Source organism: Paenibacillus lentimorbus NRRL B-30488, assembly GCF_000411595.1.
Classification (GTDB): domain Bacteria; phylum Bacillota; class Bacilli; order Bacillales; family Bacillaceae; genus Bacillus; species Bacillus velezensis.
Map to the genome: position 1 here is coordinate 198,708 of NZ_ANAT01000006.1, position 19,019 is coordinate 217,726.

Genomic DNA, 19,019 nt, shown 5'->3' on the forward strand with positions numbered 1-19,019 from the left:
GTTTATCGGGGGTTTTTTTAATGTCTTATAAACAGGAAATCAATATAATAGTGAATATTTAGTACATAATGAATTTAGTTCTATATTAATAAAAAAACGGCCGGATTGCTCCGGCCGTTCTCTATTACCGTTTTACCAACTCATTTGTTTCGTCCAGCTTTTTTTTGAAAGATTTAAGGAAATTTGCGCTTATCGTTCCTTTGTTTGCGTACAGTTTTTCGCAGAATGCCTTAATGGCATTTTGCGGCTTTGGTTCCGACAGCATTGTGACATGATTGGAAGAGTGGACGTCCAGCAGGTGAAAGTGTTTCATCTGGTGTTCCCATTCTTTCCAATACGCATCATGGTCTAACGGAATTTGTTCTTCCTCTGCTGTCAGATAACGTTCAAGATCCCCGAGAAACAAACCGCTTTTATTACGGAAGTAGTAGCATTGCAGCGCTTCCGGATGAGGCAGCGGCTTCATGTCATACTCTTCCATTCCGTAAGCGAGCTGCGTCTTCATCATTTGCTCCAGCTGCATCCGGATCGCTTCTTCGGATTTTGGCAGACCGCGCTTTTTGGCAAGGCCGATCAATTCTTTCAATACTTCTTCTTCCTCAGCCTGGACGGTAATGTCTTCTCTGCTGATTAATGCCTCTTCAAGGTTTTCAGGCTTAAGATATGCCGTAAGCATCGTATTGATCGTTTGCAGCATGACTGACTTAACAGATGGTTTTCTTTCTTTCCATTTTTCACTGTACGGGGTGTCGATCATGACGGCGCTTTTTACTGTATGACCTTCCTCCTGCAAGAGGCGCGCGGTTTCATATGCAAGCATTCCGCCCAAGGAATATCCGCCGAGGTCATAAGGGCCTTTCGGCTGTACCGCTTGGATGATTCTCATATAAGAAGCGGCCGTCTCTTCGATTCCTTGCAGCGGCTCTTTCCCTGTCAAACCTCTTGCCTGGATGCCGTAAAAAGGACGCTGACTCTTTTTGGCGAATGGCTGGTATGCTTCAACGCCTCCTGTTCCGCCGTGAAACCAAAAAACAGGACGGCCTTTTTCTCTTTCATTCAACTTGACGAGTTCGGGAAAATTCCGGCCCGCCTCATGCGGTTGGTTCGTTTTTAACAGCATGCCGATCTCCTGAAGAGTGCTGCATTTCTGAAGAGCTTCCAGACTGATGCGGCTGTCTCCGTCCTCAAGTTTTTTCAGCAGCTGAATACAGGAGATTGAATCGAATCCGTATTCAGTCAGCGGCTTATTTTGATCAATTTCCGCTGTCTTCATCCCCAAAATGTCAGCCACAATGTCAGCTGCGCTCTCGCGGCGGAACTGAGGGTCCTGGGAAACCGGTGCAAGGCTGATCTCTTCTGGCTGACCGCCGTTCCAATACTTGTGGTGTTCAAAAGGATATGTCGGAAGCGGCACTCTTTGAACAGATTTGCCTTGGTGGAGTCTGTCCCACGGTATATCCGCTCCTTTCACCCAGCAAAATGCAAGCTTTTCCAGATTGTTTTCAGCCAACAGCGTCTCCGTGACGACTGTACCGAGAGTCCCTTCCAGTAAAACGCCGATATCTCCTGATCCAGTCTGCTGACTGCCTGTAAAGAAGCTTTTCATTCCATTGCTTTCTTCGGAAAATGCTCTGTACTCTTTCAGTTTTTCCAGCAATTCATCTTGATTGCGGGCAACGAGTGCCAAGCGGCAGTTCATCGCCTCACGGCCGGTCTGAAGCGTATAAGCAATATCCCGCAATGACGGAGTATCTCCAGTTTGCACAAAATCAGCCAGCTGACCTGCGGCCGCCTTAAGACGCCCTTCGCTCTTAGCAGAAATCACGATAAGCTGCGGGTCATGCTCAGATTCTTTGTCTTTATGGCTCGGGCTGTACTGTTCCAAGACGACATGCGCATTCATGCCGCCGAAGCCATAGCTGTTAATTGCGGCCCGGCGCGGGATCGGTCTGCCCGTATGGTCGGTGAGCTGTGTCCATTCCTGATTGTCTTCGGTGAAACGGAAGCGGCTTTTTTGAATAACCATTTGCTCATTTGCAGCTGTAAATCCGGGAATGCCCGGGATGGTATGATGCTTCATGGCCATCGCTACTTTTATAAGGGCGGCCAGTCCGGAAGCGAGTTCGCCGTGCCCGATGCAAGGTTTCACGGTGCTGATATAACAAGGCGCGCTTTCCTCTTGATTTGCAGACTCGCCGTAACCCGCTTTGATTGCATTAAACTCCAGCGCATCTGCCATTTCGGAGGCAATGCCGTGCGCTTCAATATAAGTGACGGTTTGCGGATCAACATCGGTGTCTTCGTACGCTTTTTTCATCGCGGCCTTCATTCCCGCCGGATTCGGTGCGTGAAGCGACATGCCTTTACCGCCGTGAGACACTCCTGTTCCTTTAATGACCATGTGAATATGATCGCCGTCTTCAATTGCCGCCTCAAGCGGTTTGATGATGATCACGCCCGCCCCTTCGCTTCTGACAAAGCCATCGGCATCTTTTTGGAACGATTTCGCCCGGCCGTTTTTGCTTAAATATCCCATTGAGTCAAAACCGATAAAACCTTTCGGCGATTGCAGAATATTGGCGGCGCCCACGACAGCCTGCTCACATTCGTTATGACGGATTGATTGAACCGCCCTGTGCAATGCCACCAGCGTTGACGTGCAGGCAGCCTCGTAATATTCACTCGGTCCTTGTAAATTCAAGGCATATGATATCCTGTTCGGAATGATGGACGGAATGGCTGTTCCATTGTTCGGATCGCTGTTGCCCGCGGCAACGAAAACGCCTGTCGTCCTGCTTGATAATGCCTTATTTGTCAGGCCCGCATCCTCCATTGCCTTCCATGTATGCATCAAAAGCAGAAACTGCTCCGGCCCCATTTGTGATGCCTCTTTAGGAGAAATTCCGAAAAAGAGCGGGTCAAATTCGCCGACACCGTCAATAAAACCGCCCCATCTGAGACTCGTGTCATTCTCATCGCCGGCGTAACGGCGCCAGTCCCAGCGGTCCGCCGGAATTTCGGTAATACAGTGATCCCCGTTTACGATGTGCCCCCAAAAAGACTGGATATCCGGGGATTGCGGAAACTGAGCTGACATACCGATAATCGCGATTCCTTGCTTGACATCGGCGTTATCACAAGGCGTATGCTGTTTCTTCGGTAAAGTGCGCTCTTCTGTTTCCGTGACCCCGGCCTCTTCTGAATGCTTATGATCGGCAAACAATTGAGAAAACTTGCTCTCATATGCTGACGCGAAGTGGCGGGTCAGCTCCTCCGCCGTCGGATACTCGAAAAACAATGTTGGATTCACATCGATGTCCGCCTCTTGGCCGATCTCTTTTGTCAGCCCGATCAGACTCGCTGAATCAAGTCCCAATTCCATGATATTCGCGTCAGAACGAAGAGAGGACGCGGGTTCATCCATCATCTTGGCGAGCTTGCCAAGGACGTAGCTGCGGATATCATCTGTCAGACTGTCGGCAGAAATCGGTGCTCCCGCATTCTTAACAGCCGTTCGGGCCGGCTGATTCATCTGTTCGGTTTTCGGGCGGAACCGTTTCAGGGCATAGCCTTCAAAACGCATCACCACTTCCGATCGGCTGCTGATGACATCTGCGTTAATCAGAATCATTTCCCCCGTTTGTTTGGCCAGCTTGATGTGCAGCCAGCAATCGGTAAGATTTTCCGGGCTGCTGAAGGTGACGGAATTAATGCCGAACGGCAGATAGCTTTTCGCCTCTGTTTGGTCCAATAAAGAAAGCGAGGCCAAGTAAGCACTGTTGGCGATTAATGGATTTATGGCATAATGATGCGCTTGTTGTGAGTCGCTATTGTTCAGGTTCACTTTCGCTAAAACGGCATCAGTGCCTTTGTACAGGCGGGTGATCGTTTTAAATTCTTCTCCCCACACGACGGTTCCCGTTCCGTCTCCGTATAACTCATCTATCCGGCCCACTTCCCGGTATGAGCGCTGAATGGCCGCCAGATCCGCGTGCTGCTTTTGAAACGGATACGGGCTGCACTCGGCATACGCCGCTATGCTCCAATCAGGAGACGTGCGGCTGCGGTGCATTATGCTCAGTTCAAATCCATCCCCGTTTTGTTTCGATTCTGTTTTCAGCTCGATGCGATCGCCTTTTTTACGGTAATGGGGCTGACGTAATTCAGTTTTTTAATATGTCCTCCCTCTGCTTCAGGAAAAAGATCACAAAAATGATCGACTGCCAGACTGTTATATGTAGCGCCGACGAGTACCGGTTCTCCGCTGAATTGATGCCCTTTCACGTATGGGTCGTCATCACTGTATACCGCCTGAACGCCGGCAGCGTTTTCTGATTCACCGAAATGAAAAGAAGTCCCGTGGTCAAAAGCGTAGGCCGGCAGATGAACGGCGTGCTCTTGCTGCAACTGATCAAACGTGATATTCTCTCCTTTTTCCCATTGCCGCGCACGCCGGCCGATTTCAGAATCGGAGAAATTGAGATTCCGCTGATCCATGCGGTAAGCGGCCAGTTTTTCCGACAGTTCCTGAACGGAAGCAGCCGTAAATGCCGCCCGATACTCCGGATGATGCGTTCTTTTTTGCAGCGCGGATGCGATGGCGGCCGGATGAAGAGATGGCGTCTTTTCTAAAAAGGCCGCCAGTCTCTCAAGATAGGCTTCAAAACTCCATTTTGTTTTCGCTGACACAGGGAAAATATATTCCTCATTGCCGTGACGGGCATGATTAGAATTCGGATTGATATATTCTTCTACGATGAGATTTGCATATGCCCCGCCTGCCCCGAAGGAATTGATCATGCTTCTCCGCGGTATGATGTCTCCCGTCTCGGCATCCTTCAGACGCTCCCAATACTCGGTTTTCTCCTGCAGGTAGAAGGCCGTTTGTTCAAGCGCGATATTCGGATTTTGCGGTTTTGCATTAATGGTTGGAACTAATGTTTCCCGCTCCATTTGCAGCAGCACTTTCGCGAGCTGGGACATCCCGGAGGCCGCCTCTAAATGGCCGAGATTTGACTTGACGGATCCAAGCGCGCAAAATCGTTTTTTATCGGTATATTGCGAGAACGCGTTTGTCAGGGCAATGACCTCAATCGGATCTCCCAATACAGAGCCGTTTGCCGCTGATTCAACATAACTGATTGTTTCCGGATTGATCCCGGCCTTGTCAATGGAAGCCGCCATGAGCTTCGCCTGCTGTTTCGGATCCGGAGCTGTGTACATCTGCCTTCCGCCGCTATGGCACAACGCGCTGCTTTTAATGATCCCGTAAATATGGTCTTTGTCGGCAACCGCTTTGGAGAGCGGCTTCAAGAGCACTGCCCCGACTCCCTCTCCCGGCATCAGGCCCGTGCCGGTTCCGAAGCTTTTGCTTTCACTTCCCTGTTCAAGCAAATTCGCCCGTTCGAGCGCATCATATTTAGACGGTTCAAGCGTGAGATTGACCCCTCCGGCAATCGCCATGGAACAGCTGTTAAGCTTCAGGCTTTCACAGGCGAGATGAATGGCGCTCAGTGAGCTGGAGCATGCGGTCGTAACGCCCATGCTCGGACCCGTTAAATTGAAAAAGTGGGAAATGCGGTTGGCGATATGCCAATCCCCTCCGTTAGAGCTGAGCGCAGCTTTTTCCAATGAAGGGATATTCCAGAAATATTGATTGTACATACTGCCCATAAATACACCGATCCCGCTGTCTGATTCCTGCCATTCGTTTACTCTTTCTAACGAGTAGCCGCCGTTTTCAAATGTTTCCCATACGGTTTCAAGGCTTAGACGGAGCTCAGGCGTCATCTCCATCACATGGTCTTCCCGGATGTCAAACAAGTGATGGTCAAAAGCGTCAATATGCTGCAGAAATCCGCCGCACCGTGTTTTGTGTTCTTCTTTTCGTGTTTCTTTTGCCATCGTTTTCAGAAGACCGGACTTCCATCTGTTTTCCGGAGCTTCCGTAATACAGCTGTCTCCGGCTTTTAAATGCTCCCACAGCTCATCGAGGGTTTCAGACTCGGGATAGCGGCCGCTGATGCCGATAATGGCAATGTCGTCACGATCTGAGCGATGATCGGTGACGGTTTCTGTTTCCGGCTTTAGCGCTTTTGGCTCTTTTTGTTCAGTGATAAATCGCCGCGTTTCCGTGACAAGCGGCACCGGTTCATTCATTGCAGGTTCCGGATGCTCCGTTTCAGGAGGCGCTTGATCGGCTCCGAATGCCTGTTGCAGCTTATCCGGGTAAGTTTCCAGCAAATACTCGGCAAGTTCTTTCGTATTCGTGTGTTCAAATAAGACCGTTTTCGGCAGCTCGCCCGTCAATGTTTCCAGTTCACGGATAAAATTCACCTGCAAAATGGAGTCGATGCCGTATTTTTCAAAGCTGGTTTCCGGCTGAATGCGCTCGGGAGCAAGCTTTATGGACTTGGCTAACGTTTCTTTTATGAATTGCACCGTCCGGTCTGTGACTGAGAAAGACGGTTCTGTGAAATCAGCCGGCTCTTTGGAAGCCGCAATTTCTTCAACCGCCTGCGCGTCCGGCTGCTTTTGCCTGATGACGCCGTCGCTTTCTGCCGCCACGATCTGCTGGCCGAGGTGATGTGACGATTCCGCCATAAATGTAACGTACCGATATCCCTCGCTTTCCAGCGCAGACTGCCACGCTTCAGGATACAGCCCAGGGCATCCGGGAATGCGCAGTTTGGCGTCTTCATACAGCCACCAGCCTTCCAAAAGACCGAATGTCAGATGAGAATAAACCGAATGGCTGCTGATCTCATTTAATAGCAAAATCCCATTCTTTTTAAGCACCGCTTTGGCATTGCGAAGTGTCCGCCGAATATTTTTTGTCGCGTGAAGCACATTTGCCGCAATGACCGCGTCATATGCACCCGCCTCTATACCCTGCAAAGCCGGGGGCTCTTCCACATTAAACCGCTTATAAGTCAAATACGGATTGTCGGGACCGTATTCTTTTTCAGCATGCATGAAAAAGGCCTTTGACAGATCGGTGTAGCAATATTCTTTCACATGATGTTTGACCTCTTTTAATCTTTTGAAAACTGCCGCGCTCGTCCCGCCCGTCCCCGCTCCGATCTCTAATATCCGGATTTCCGCGTTCGGGTCTTCTTTCAGTCGTTCTTCAATGAAAGCCGTCAATGTGTCAGCGAGCACCTCATTAAAGTAGTCTGCCGTTTCATTGTTTTTATAGATTCCTTCAACCAATTCCATTGATGAATCAGGAAACAGAACATCAGTGGCAGAAACTCTGCCGGATAAAATATCCGGCAAAGCTCTGAGAGCGGTCTCCACTAAGGTGATCATCGCCTGTTTGCTGCTGTCCTTGAGTAAAGGAGCTTTCTTTTCATCCCATTCTTGCCACAGAACGTCCGCACCCTCTATCGGACCCGTTAACACATACGTACTGCCAGACTGTTTCAAAAAGCCTTTTTGCACCAAGATGGAGATGCTTTCTTCCAGCCACCTGCCGTAAAACCCCTGCATGACAGGCTGCGTTTCGTTTTCCGTAAAAAATCCGACAGATTTCAGCTGGCCTGCCAATAGTTTGTAAAGAAGATCTTCAGTGTTTTGCAAAGCCGTCCCCTCCTTAACTCAATTGTTGTACATGTCTTGTTACTTTAGGCTGATAGCTTCGCAGTTTTTGCATCGCCGAGCCGTGATGTTCAGGGTATACTTCTATCATTTCTTCCGGTTTTTCCTCCGACTCTTCCGCCTGTTTCATCATGACGAACTGATTCAATGGGCCGCCGAGCAATCGTTCAAGCGCCGCCATTGCTTCGGGCGCTTCAATTGATCCGACTCCCGCCTGTTTCATCCGTTCTTGATATTCGGCAGATGATACGATTCCGACACTGCCCCAATAGCTCCAATTCATCACTGCCGCCGAATACGGCCGGACTTGAGCTAAATGAGCGGCAAAGGCATCTTTGAAACTGCACCCGGCAGCATAATTGCTTTGTCCGGCCGCTCGTGCAAATGATTGAACGGATGAGAAGAACAAAGCAAAGTCCAGCGGCTCATTTTGGAACACGCGGGCCATATTCACGCTGACATTGACTTTTGCAGCGAGCACGCTTTTCAAACGGCTTTCCGGCATATTCGCCAGGCTCTGATCCTCTAAAACAATTGCGGAATGGATGATTCCGTTAATTTGCGGGTGCGTGCGTTTAATCGTTTCATACGCCCGTGTGAGCTCATCCGGGTTTGCCGCGTCAGCTTCAATATAAATCGGCGCCGGCCCGAATTGGCTGAGTCTGTCGATTTTTTCCTGGATGGCGCTGTTATGTTTTCGTCTGCCGATCCAAACGACTCGCGCCTGATACGTTTTCACGGCATATTCGCTCCATGCCTCGCCGATGCCCCCCGCGCCGCCGATGACGACATAAACGCCGCCTTTTTGGTAAGAGGTCCGGCTTGACACCGGCTGCTGTACAGGAATAAGGCGCTGTTTGTACCAGTGATTGTTGCGGTACGCCCATGTATTTCCTTGTTCATCAAACGGCGCTGAGAACAGCTCCGCCTTTGAAACATCTTCCGGACATCCGGCATCAATCAGCCGTGTTTGCCAGTTCGGATACTCTTTTGCGAGCGAACCGATCAAACCGTGAATGCCTGCATGAGCCGGATCAATGATGTCCGCCGGCTGTACGGACTGTGTTTTTATTGTGACTGCAGTCAAGCTGATTCGCTTGCCTCCGTATCCTAAAGCAAGCATCGCCTTAATCACTCTGTACATCTGGATGACGCCCGCATCTTGAGCTTTCACCATGTCATCATCGCTGTGAAAAGGAGCGATCCATACGATATGCCCGAAAGACCCTCTTGCTTTCAGTTCAGCCGCAACAGCCTCTATTTCATCCTCCGGGTTGATATGAAGCCGTTTCGCAGAAGGATGATGCAATTGAAAAGCCGCGCTTTCCTCATCCCCTGCGATAAAGACAACCTCTTCCGTCTTATATGCCGGGCTTTGGTCACGGAATTCCGCAAGATCCCATACCGGAGCCAGAAGGTTTGCTCCATTTAATGATGTTTCCGGCGCCGGGCCTTCCATCATTCTGGAAGAAATCCCTTTAATCCTGACACAGACGCGGCCTGTCTCATCGCATAAGTCAATGTCCAGCCGCTGTATTTTTTCATCCGTTCCCCGGGAGCTGACATACGCCCACATGCTTGTCGTGCATGGGCTGAAAATGTCCAGTTCCTCAAGGGCGAACGGCAGTGACAGCTGGTTATCATCTGCATGCAGCTTCAGTCCGATTGTCGCTTGCAAAGCTGAATCAAGCATACACGGGTGAAGAACGTATTGATCTGCCGTTTCTTCGAGGAAGGAAGGCAGACGGAGCTCAGCTAATGCTTGATTGCTTCCGATATGAATGTGCTGAATTCCTTGTTGTCCGGGACCGTAGTCAATGCCGATTTTGCTGAATAAACCGTAACACTGCTCAGAAGTCAGCATGCTGCGGCCGCATTGAGCTTTCAGTGCGCCTATATCACGGTGCGGAGCCTCACCGGCGCTGAGAATGCCGGCAGCCCCCTGACAGTGTATCTGCCTGCCGCTTGCTTCTGTTTGTGAATCGGTGTAAATGTCATACACGATTTCACCGTTTTCCCTCGGGTTCAGGCTGATTTGCGCTTCAATCGGGCGGTTTCCCGCTTCGATCGGCCGAACCCAAACGATGTTTTTCAGGCGGGTGACAGAAGGACGTTCCTTTTGCCCTTTGACTGCCTGAGCAACCGCCGCCCTAGCCATTTCCAAGTAGGCAACGCCCGGCATGACCGGCTTGCCTTTAATAAGATGATCGGTGAAAATCGTCTCTTGTCCCGTAAATTCGGATCGGTACCGCTGCTCTGTTAAATCCGATACATTTTCGTGAAGCAGCGGGTGCAGCACCCGCGCCGTCGGCACAGCTTGCGGTTTTTCTGCTTTCGGCCGGTTGTCCGTGATCCAGTACCGCTCTTTCGCAAACGGGTAAGCAGGAAGACTCATCCGTTGGGGCTTGATATCAGAATATAAGCCGTCCCATTTGATATCCGCGCCCTGCACCCATAATTCCGCAAGCTTGTCATTCTCCCGGCGGCTTATCAGCTCTTCGATATCCGCTTCGCCGTTTGCGCCTGCCAGAATGGATTTCAGCGGGATTTTACCCGCTTTTCCTTTATAAATGCCCGCTATATCATAACGTCCTTTCGCACAGCTTTTTAGCTTGTCCCGCAGTTCTTCGGCCGTGGAAGCGATGATGGCCGCTCTTTCTTCCATCGCATCACGTCCCTGCTGAAGCGTGTAAGCAACATCGGCAAGATCAGCATCCGTAAAAGAAGCTTGCGCCAGCTGCTGCGCTTGTTCCTGCAGACGTTCTTCTTCTTTGGCCGACAGCACAAAGATTTGAGGGTGTGTGAAAACAGCTGTTTTTCTTTCTTCCCTCGGGATATATTCTTCAATGACGACATGGGCATTTACGCCGCCGATGCCGAAAGAACTGATTCCCGCACGGCGCGGCAGATGATTGCCGTTTTCGTCTTTCAATGCCGTCCATTCTCTTTTTTCCTGTACGATGTAAAACGGACTGTCTTTCAGCTTGATATACGGGTTGATGACCTCGCTGTGGAGGCTTTTTGCAAGTGTTTTATGCTTCATCTGCATCAGCACTTTGATCACACCCGCGACACCGGCTGCCAGTGACAGGTGGCCGATATTGGTTTTGGCCGATCCCAAACCGCAGTGACTCGCGTAAACGGCGGGATCGCCTGTTTTTTCGTACAGCTTTTGAAAGGCGGATTTCAGGCCGTTGATTTCGACCGGATCGCCAAGCTCCGTTCCGGTTCCGTGCGCTTCTATATAAGTGACGGTTCTCGGATCAATGCCTGCTTTGTCATAAGCCGTTCTGACGACTTCCGCCTGGGCTTTCGGGTTCGGTGTCGTCAAGGAGTTCGCGCGTCCGCCGTGGTTGACCGCGCTGCCTTTAATGATGCCGTAAATATGATCGCCCGCTTTTTCCGCTTCTGACAGCTTTTTCAAAAACAGAATTCCGGCACCTTCACTGACGGCAAATCCGTCCGCCCTGTCGGAGAACGTTTTGCATTTCCCTTCTTTGCTCAGCGCACCCGCTTTGTCATAAGCGATGTGGCCTTGCGGTGTGACGACGGTATTCACGCCGCCGGCGATCGCCATCTCGCAGTTCCCGTTTTCAATGGCGCATACGGCGTGATGAATCGCGACCAGCGAGCTGGAACAAGCCGTGTCGATCGGTTCACTCGGCCCGTGCAGATTGAGCATATAGCTGACGCGGTTCGGCCCTGCTGACGGACTCATATTTGCGGCTGACGCACCGCCGATATCCAGGTCGGAAAACAGTGAGCCGTATCCGGTATTCCCCGTGCCGATATACAGGCCTGTTTTCGTGCCGGAAAGGCTTTTAGCGGAATATCCCGCATCTTCTATCGCCTTCCACGCATACATCATTAACAAGCGCTGCTGGGGATCCATCTGTTCGGCTTCCAGCGGTGAAATTCCGAAGAACAGCGGATCAAATTCCGCAACTCCGTCAATAAATCCGCCCCACTTTACATTTGTTTTGTTGGCTTCATTAAGCGGGTCACCGTAATACTCCCGCCAGTCCCAGCGATCCGCCGGCACCTCTGTTATACAATCTTTTCCCTCTTCTAAATTGCGCCAATACTCATCAATATTTGCGGCCTTCGGAAACACTCCGCTCATGCCGACAATGGCGATCGGTTCCGGTTTATCTTCAGCCGCAGTCTGAACAGGCTGTACGGCTGTTTTTGCAAATCGTTTGTTCCCTGCCAGTCTGATGCCGCCATCATCTGTTACACCGCTTTGCTTTTCTTCTTTCGGCTGTGTGCTGCCGGCAAATTGCGTTTGATAGTCTTCTGCTAAATGATGCGCCAAGGCTTGAATCGTCGCATATTCAAAAAATACGGTCGGTGTCAGATCAAGCTGATAAGTGTCATTCAGCTTGTTGGCGAATTCCGTCAGCGTAATGGAATCAAATCCGTATTGATTGAACTCCAATTCGATATCGATTTCTTCAATGTTTATTTTCAGAAGCCCGGAAACTTCTTTTGCCAGCAGTTCCTGAAGTTTGGCCGTCAGGTCTTTCGGCGCAGGCGTTTCCTCCGTTTTCTTAACCGGTGCAAAAGCGGCTGCGGGAGTCTTTTGAAGCAGTTTTTCCCGCATTACGGCGCGGTTTCCTTCCATGACGAGCACGCTTGTTTTCCCCGTGCTCCATGCTTTGTAAAGAGCTTCTATTCCGGTTTCAGTGCGCATCGGTGTTACGCCGGTTCTTTTTTCGGTGAGCTTCGCCATTTCTTCATTGACTTGCATTCCGCCGTCTTTCCAAAGCGGCCAATTGATTGACAATGTGTGACCGTGGCGGTACATTGCCGTAACCAGCGCGTTGCGGTATGCCGCATAGCTGTCCATAAATGCGTTTGCCGCCGCATAATCCGCCTGTCCCGCATTCCCGGTGACACCGGAAATGGATGAGAAAACGATGAAAAAGTCCAGCGCTAAATGCTCGGTTGCTTCATCAAGGTTGACAAATCCGTCCGTTTTAGGAGCCAATACACTGTAAAACTCTTCGGTTGTTTTCTTTGCGATATATTGATCTTTCATCACACCCGCGCTATGAATGATGCCGTGAAGGCCGCCATATTCCGTTTCAATTGTTTTGACCAGGTCTGCCGCAGTTAGAGCGTTTGTTACGTCAGCCTGTTTGTATTCCGCTTTTGCTCCGAGTGATTCAAGCGATTGCAGCTGCATCCGCTGATTCTCGCTTAATGCGGAACGGCCTGTCAAAACCAGTGTCGGCTCTTTGACTTTCCGGGCAATTTCTTTCGCGAAAATAAATCCTAAGCCCCCGGCTCCTCCGGTAATGAGATAAATGCCTCCGTCGTTCCACGGAATGCGTATTTTTCCGCCGGACACGGCCGTTTCTTTGACATCTGCGCTATATCGGATGCCGTTTTCATATTTGATATGGCTGTCATCAGCCCTTGTTTTATTTTCTCTGATGATGTCTGTGATTCTGCCGTTTTCCGCCGGTTCTATTTCAATCAGCTGGGTTTTCAGTTTTTTATTTTCCAGGCCGGCTGTTTTTAGCAGAGCTGAAATCCCTGAGAGCAGCTGATGCTTATCTGTTTTAGCGAGAACCGTCTGGATAAGGACGTCTCCTTCCGTCTCTTCCTTCAGCAGTTTTTGCAGCGTCTCCAATATCCGTCCTGTATAATCACGGAAGCGCGCCGCCGCTTTCCCGTGCGGGGAGGTCATTTCAATACATTCAGCTCCCGCGGCTTCAACGGCTTGTTTTAATCCGGCGTCTGTGTCACAAAGCATTACGATATGCCGGGCAAAAACCGGTTCCGTTTGAGCAGCAGTTTCATCGCTTTGGGTCCATACCGGCTCAAGCATGAGCGTTTCCGGAGCTTTTTCTTTTTTCTCAGGTTCTTTTTCAGCCGTTCTGAATGACAAACCTTTCAGCCTTACGCACACCTTGCCGTTTTCATCACAAATATCAAGATCGCGTTTTTCAACCTGGCCGGCTTTGTGGTCTTCAGAAAGTCTGGCGTATACCCACATCTCGGCAGCGCATGCGCTGAATACTTCAAGCTCCTGAACCGCAAACGGAAGCATCAGTTTTTCATCATTTGTTCCGGTTAATATGCTTGATGCCTGCAATGCAGAGTCCATTAAGCCCGGATGCATGACATACTCCTGTACCGTGTCCGCACAAGCCGCATCAAGAGACAGTCTGCCCAATACGAAATCATCACCTGTATAAATCGCTTTGACACCCCGGAAAGCCGGGCCGTAATCAAAACCGATTTTGCGGTACATATCGTACACTTCATCTGCAGAAAACGGTGTCTCGGCGGATTGTGATCTCAGTTTTTGCAGATCAATGACCGGAGCCTTTGCGTCAGGGCGGACTGATACTGCCCCTTGGCTGTAAACGGACGGCTGATCTGTTTCCCGGCCGCTGTAAATGTCGAATTGAACGTCATTTGCCGTTTCAGGAATGAGACGGATGTTGACATGGACCGGCTCGTCTTCAATGGTGATCGGCCGCACCCAAACCGTATTCTTAAGCTTAACGCTTCCTTGTCCGGCCGGTACTTCAGATGCCTGTTCCATTGCTGCGCGCGCCATTTCAAGATGTGCCACACCCGGTAAAACCGGCACGCCTTTTACAACATGATCCGCAAGGTAAAATTCTTCTCCTGTATAGATTGAGCTGAACCGCTGTTCTGCAAGGTTTGAAGTATTTCTGTGCAGAAGCGGATGAAGCGCGTCTTGTTTTCCGGCAGATACTGTGCTTGTTTTTTCGTGTTTTCCGGTGTGTTTCGCCGCCCAATAGCGGTCTTTTGCAAAAGGATACGACGGCAGGCTCATGCGTTTAGGCGGCCGGTCTCCATACAGCTTCGCCCAATCGACGTTCAGCCCTTTGACCCATAATTCAAGCAGCTTCGCGTATTTGCCGCGTGCCATCCATTTTTCAACGGCTTCTTGAATTTCTTCATCTTCCGTCAGCATTTGCAGCGTGCCTTTGTCTATTCTTCCTCTGTACAAATCCGCATGCTTATCTCCAGTGATAAACTGTGACAGTTTTTCCTGCAGTTCTTCTGCGGATCCGGCAATAACCGCCAGGCGTTCTTCCATGGCGTCCCTTCCGATTTGGAGAGTATATGCCATAGAAACGAGGCTGGAATGATCGTATCGTTTTTCAGTAAGCGCACGTTTCAGCTGTTTTGCCTGCTCTTTCAGGCGTTTTTCATTTTTGGCGGACAGAACGAAAAGACATGGGTCGATATGAGAATCATCTGCTTCCTCTCTGTCTTCTGGAATGTATTCTTCGATGACGACGTGGGCATTTACGCCTCCGATGCCGAATGAGCTGATGCCCGCGCGGCGCGGCTGTTCGTTTCCGCGTTCGTCCGTCTGTGTCTTCCATTCCATCGTCTCCCGCACCAGATAAAACGGGCTGTCTTCAAGCTGAATGTACGGATTTACCGTCTCACAGTGGAGACTTTTGACTAATGTCCGATGCTTCATCTGCAGCAAAATTTTAATAATGCCCGCTGCTCCCGCGGCAAGGGACAAATGGCCGATATTCGTTTTGACCGACCCTAAGCCGCAATAGCCGGCCGCTTTCTCTTTTCCGTCTGCAAACGAGCTGAACGCTTGTTTCAGGCCGTTAATTTCAACGGGATCCCCCAATTCTGTTCCGGTGCCGTGCGCTTCGATATAAGAGACTGTTTTCGGATCAATGCCCGCTTTTTTGTATGCGGTTTTAATGACTTCCGCCTGTTGTTTCGGGTTAGGCGTTGTTAAAGATGCCGCACGGCCGCCGTGATTCACCGCGCTTCCTTTAATGACGCCGTAAATATGGTCCCCATCCGCCTCAGCGGCTTTCAGCTTTTTGAGGAAAAAGAGCCCGGCTCCTTCACCATGGGCAAAACCGTCAGCCTGATCGGAGAACGTCTTGCATCTTCCTTCTTTACTCAGCGCGCCCGCTTTGTCAAAGCTGATATACACATCCGGAAGAACAATCGTATTGATTCCTCCCGCCAAAGCCATGTCGCACGTCCCTTCTTCAATTGAAGAAACGGCATGGTGTATGGCAACGAGCGAGCTTGAGCAGGCGGTATCAATCGGTTCGCTCGGCCCGTGCAGATTGAGCGTATAGCTGACACGGTTCGGTCCGACAGACGGACTTGTATTCGCCACGGATGACCCTTCAATCGCCGCATCGGCATTGGCTAAAAGAGAACCGTAGCCGGTATTTCCGGTCCCGATAAACACACCTGTCTTTGTGCCTGAGAGACTCTTTGACGCATATCCGGCATCTTCAATCGCTTTCCACGCATACGTCAGCAAGAGGCGCTGCTGAGGGTCCATTTGCTCCGCTTCCCGCGGTGAAATCCCGAAAAACAACGGATCAAATTCAGCAATTCCGTCAATAAACCCGCCTTGGTTGACGTTTGTTTTATTGGCTTCTTTTGCGGGATCCCCGTAATAGTCCCGCCAGTCCCAGCGGTCTTTCGGAATCTCGGTCATGCAGTCTTTGCCTTCTTTCAGGTTCTGCCAGAAAGCTTCAATGTCTTCTGCCATCGGGAAAATCCCGCTGATGCCTACGATTGCGATCGGTTCCGGCCCTTGGTCCCGCTGCACTGTCTGGGGAAGTGTCTCAGGCAGAGTGCGGCGCCGCTTAACGGCCGGGCGCGTGATTTGAGTCTCTTTTACCGGTCTTGCCGATTGAACCGTTTTTGTATTTACCGCAAACCGTCCGGCAAATTCCTCTTCGTATTCACTGATTAAATGAACGGCAAATTCATGGATTGTCGGATGATCAAAGAAAATCGTCGGCGTTAACGTAAGCCGGTACGTTTTGTTTAACTGGTTCGTAAACTCAGTCATCGAGATAGAATCCAGCCCGTATTTTGTCATTTCTTCGTGAGGATCAATTTTGTCAATGTTTACTTTTAACAGTGAGGCCGTCTGCTGTTTTAACAGATGCTTCACTTTTTCAAGCAGGCTGTCAGCATCAATGTCATGACGTACGCCGGTCTCTGCTTCCGGATGATCATTCTCTTTGCGGAACAGTTTTGCTTTCATGTTTTTCACATCTCCTTCAAGAACTGTCATCCGGGCTGACCCGCTCATCAAGCCTTGATATAAAGCCTTGATGCCGGCATCTGTGCCGAGCGGTGCGATTCCCGCCTGCTGCATCAGCATATCTTCCGTCTGCTTTCCTGCCTGCATTCCGCCTTCTTTCCATAACGGCCAGCTGACAGAAAGCGTCTTTCCGTATCTTTGTCCTGCGGCTTGTAAAGAACGGCGGTACTCGGCATACATCTCCATAAAGACATTTGCAGACGCATAATCAGCCTGGCCGACGCTTCCAAGCACACCTGATAAGGATGAGAAGACAATAAAGACATCTAATTTCTCATGTTGTGACGCTTCATCAAGATACACAAGGCCCTTCACTTTCGGAGCGAGAACGTGTTGGAATTCCTCTGCCGTCTTCTTCACCATGTAGTTGTCTTTTATAATGCCGGCACTGTGAACAATCCCGTCCAGCTTGCCGTGCCGTTTGCGGATATTGCGGATCAATCGGTATACTTCTGCTTCGTCCGTGACATCGGTCTGCTCGTAGAAAACAGAGGCGCCGGCAGCACGTACAGTTTCCAGCATGTCTTTCTGCTTTTCTCTGAGAGCGGACCGGCCGGTTAGTATGATGACGGCGGCTTTTGTACGGTTTGCGATCTCTTTTGCAAAAATCAGACCTAAACCTCCGGCACCTCCTGTAATGAGATAAACACCTTCGTCTTTCCACGGAATGTCCGACTCCGCCTGGGGAATATCCATCTCTTCCCAATCAGCGGCAAAGCGCTTGCCGTCTTCATATTTCACATGGACGCTTTCGGCATGCATACGGTTTTCGGACGCTTTTTCCGCGATGCCTTCAGCACTTTCTTTCTCCTCGGCTTCGATCATTTGACAGATCAGCTTGGAATGTTCAAGGCATGCGGTTTTGAAGAGGCCGGTAATGCCTGAGAACACCTGCTGTAAGCCTGCTGACCGCGTAACAGCCTGAAAAAGCACGCGGCCCTTCGACTTGCTTTTCATTATGGTTTTGATATGGCCAAACAGCTGACCCGCATAAGAATGATACCGCTCTGCAATAGATGCAGGACGATCGTCCAAGATAATGACGCTTGCATGTTCAAGCTTTGCTTCGACAGCTTGTTTAACGGCTTCATCGAACTCACAAAGGAAATGATATGCTGTTCATACGAAGGCGCATGATCGGCCGGTTCCGGCTGCTCTTTCCAGACCGGTTCAGCGAGCAATGTGTCCGTACGGCTGATGGGAACGCCGGCACCCGCATTTTCTTCCATGATCCGCGTTGAGAAACCTCTCATCCGCACACAAAGCCCGCCGTTATTGTCATATAAATCAATATCTGCTTTTTGGATAGGATCGCCGGCTTTATTGTTCGCGCTGAATGTGACGTGCACCCACATATCATCAGCGCACGGATTCAGAACGTCCAGCTCCTCTAAAGCAAACGGCAATGCGGCTTTGAATGGTTCCCCGCTTTCTGCCAGCAGCGCTCTCGTCACGTTTTGTAAATATTCGGCGGCCTGAAGCGCACCGTCCATCATACTCGGATGAAGGATATAATCAGCTTTCGTATGGGAGACGGATTCAGGAAGCTTCAATTTAGCAAGCAGACGGTCTTCGCCTTTGTATACAAGCTGTACACCTTTGTAGCCCGGCCCGTAATCAGCTCCGATCATTCCTTTGTAAAACGCTTGAGATTCGATTGTTCCCTGCGTGCACCGGCGCTTCAGCTGCTCAATATCCGCCGCTTCCTCCGGTTCCTTCCGGATGATTTCAGCGATGCCCTGATTATAAAGAGGAGCTTCTTCACCGATAGAATCGTTACCGCCGTACATTCTGTATTGAATCTGTCCGTCCTCTTCTTCATAAAGTCCGATATGGACACGGACAGCGTCCTGATCGGCTATCACCGGGCGTACCCATACGATATTCTTTAAGCGCAGGCCGAGAGAATCCTCTGTTGCCCCGCCGATGCTTTTCTCCGCCGCGGCCCGTGCCATCTCAAGGGTGACGGCAGCCGGCACGATCGCCATTCCTTTAATGATATGCTCGGCAATAAAATACTCTTTTCCCGTGAATTCCGAACTGAACCGCTGCTCCTGCAAGACGGATGTATTTTGATGTACCAGCGGATGCAAAAACTTCGCATCTGTTTGCTTCACAGTTTCTTCCGGCCAGAAGCGCTCCTCTGCGAACGGGTAGGTCGGCGCACTGATTCTTCGCGGCGCGGAATCCTGATACAATAAGCCCCAATCAACACGCGCTCCTTCAATCCAGAGCGCCGCAAATGCTTTCAGCTTTTCATCACGTGTCTGACATGCCGCAAGCTCTTCCATCTCCTGAGCCGACACTTCTCTGCTTCTCA

2 protein-coding genes and 1 pseudogene are annotated in these 19,019 nt (G+C 50.4%); all 3 read right to left on the reverse strand.

Annotated elements, in window-relative coordinates:
- Nucleotides 1–124 precede the first annotated feature (124 nt).
- Nucleotides 125–7,581: pseudogene (locus D368_RS03915) on the reverse strand (beta-ketoacyl synthase N-terminal-like domain-containing protein).
- Nucleotides 7,582–7,594: 13 nt separating this feature from the next.
- The gene (locus tag D368_RS19890; protein ID WP_486129211.1) at nt 7,595–17,734 is read right to left on the reverse strand and encodes an SDR family NAD(P)-dependent oxidoreductase; all 10,140 of its coding nucleotides are present in this window, start codon (nt 17,732–17,734) and stop codon (nt 7,595–7,597) included.
- The gene (locus D368_RS19895) at nt 17,656–18,990 is read right to left on the reverse strand and encodes a polyketide synthase dehydratase domain-containing protein (RefSeq protein ID WP_486129226.1); all 1,335 of its coding nucleotides are present in this window, start codon (nt 18,988–18,990) and stop codon (nt 17,656–17,658) included. The genes D368_RS19890 and D368_RS19895 overlap by 79 nt, the downstream gene beginning before the upstream one ends.
- Nucleotides 18,991–19,019 lie beyond the last annotated feature (29 nt).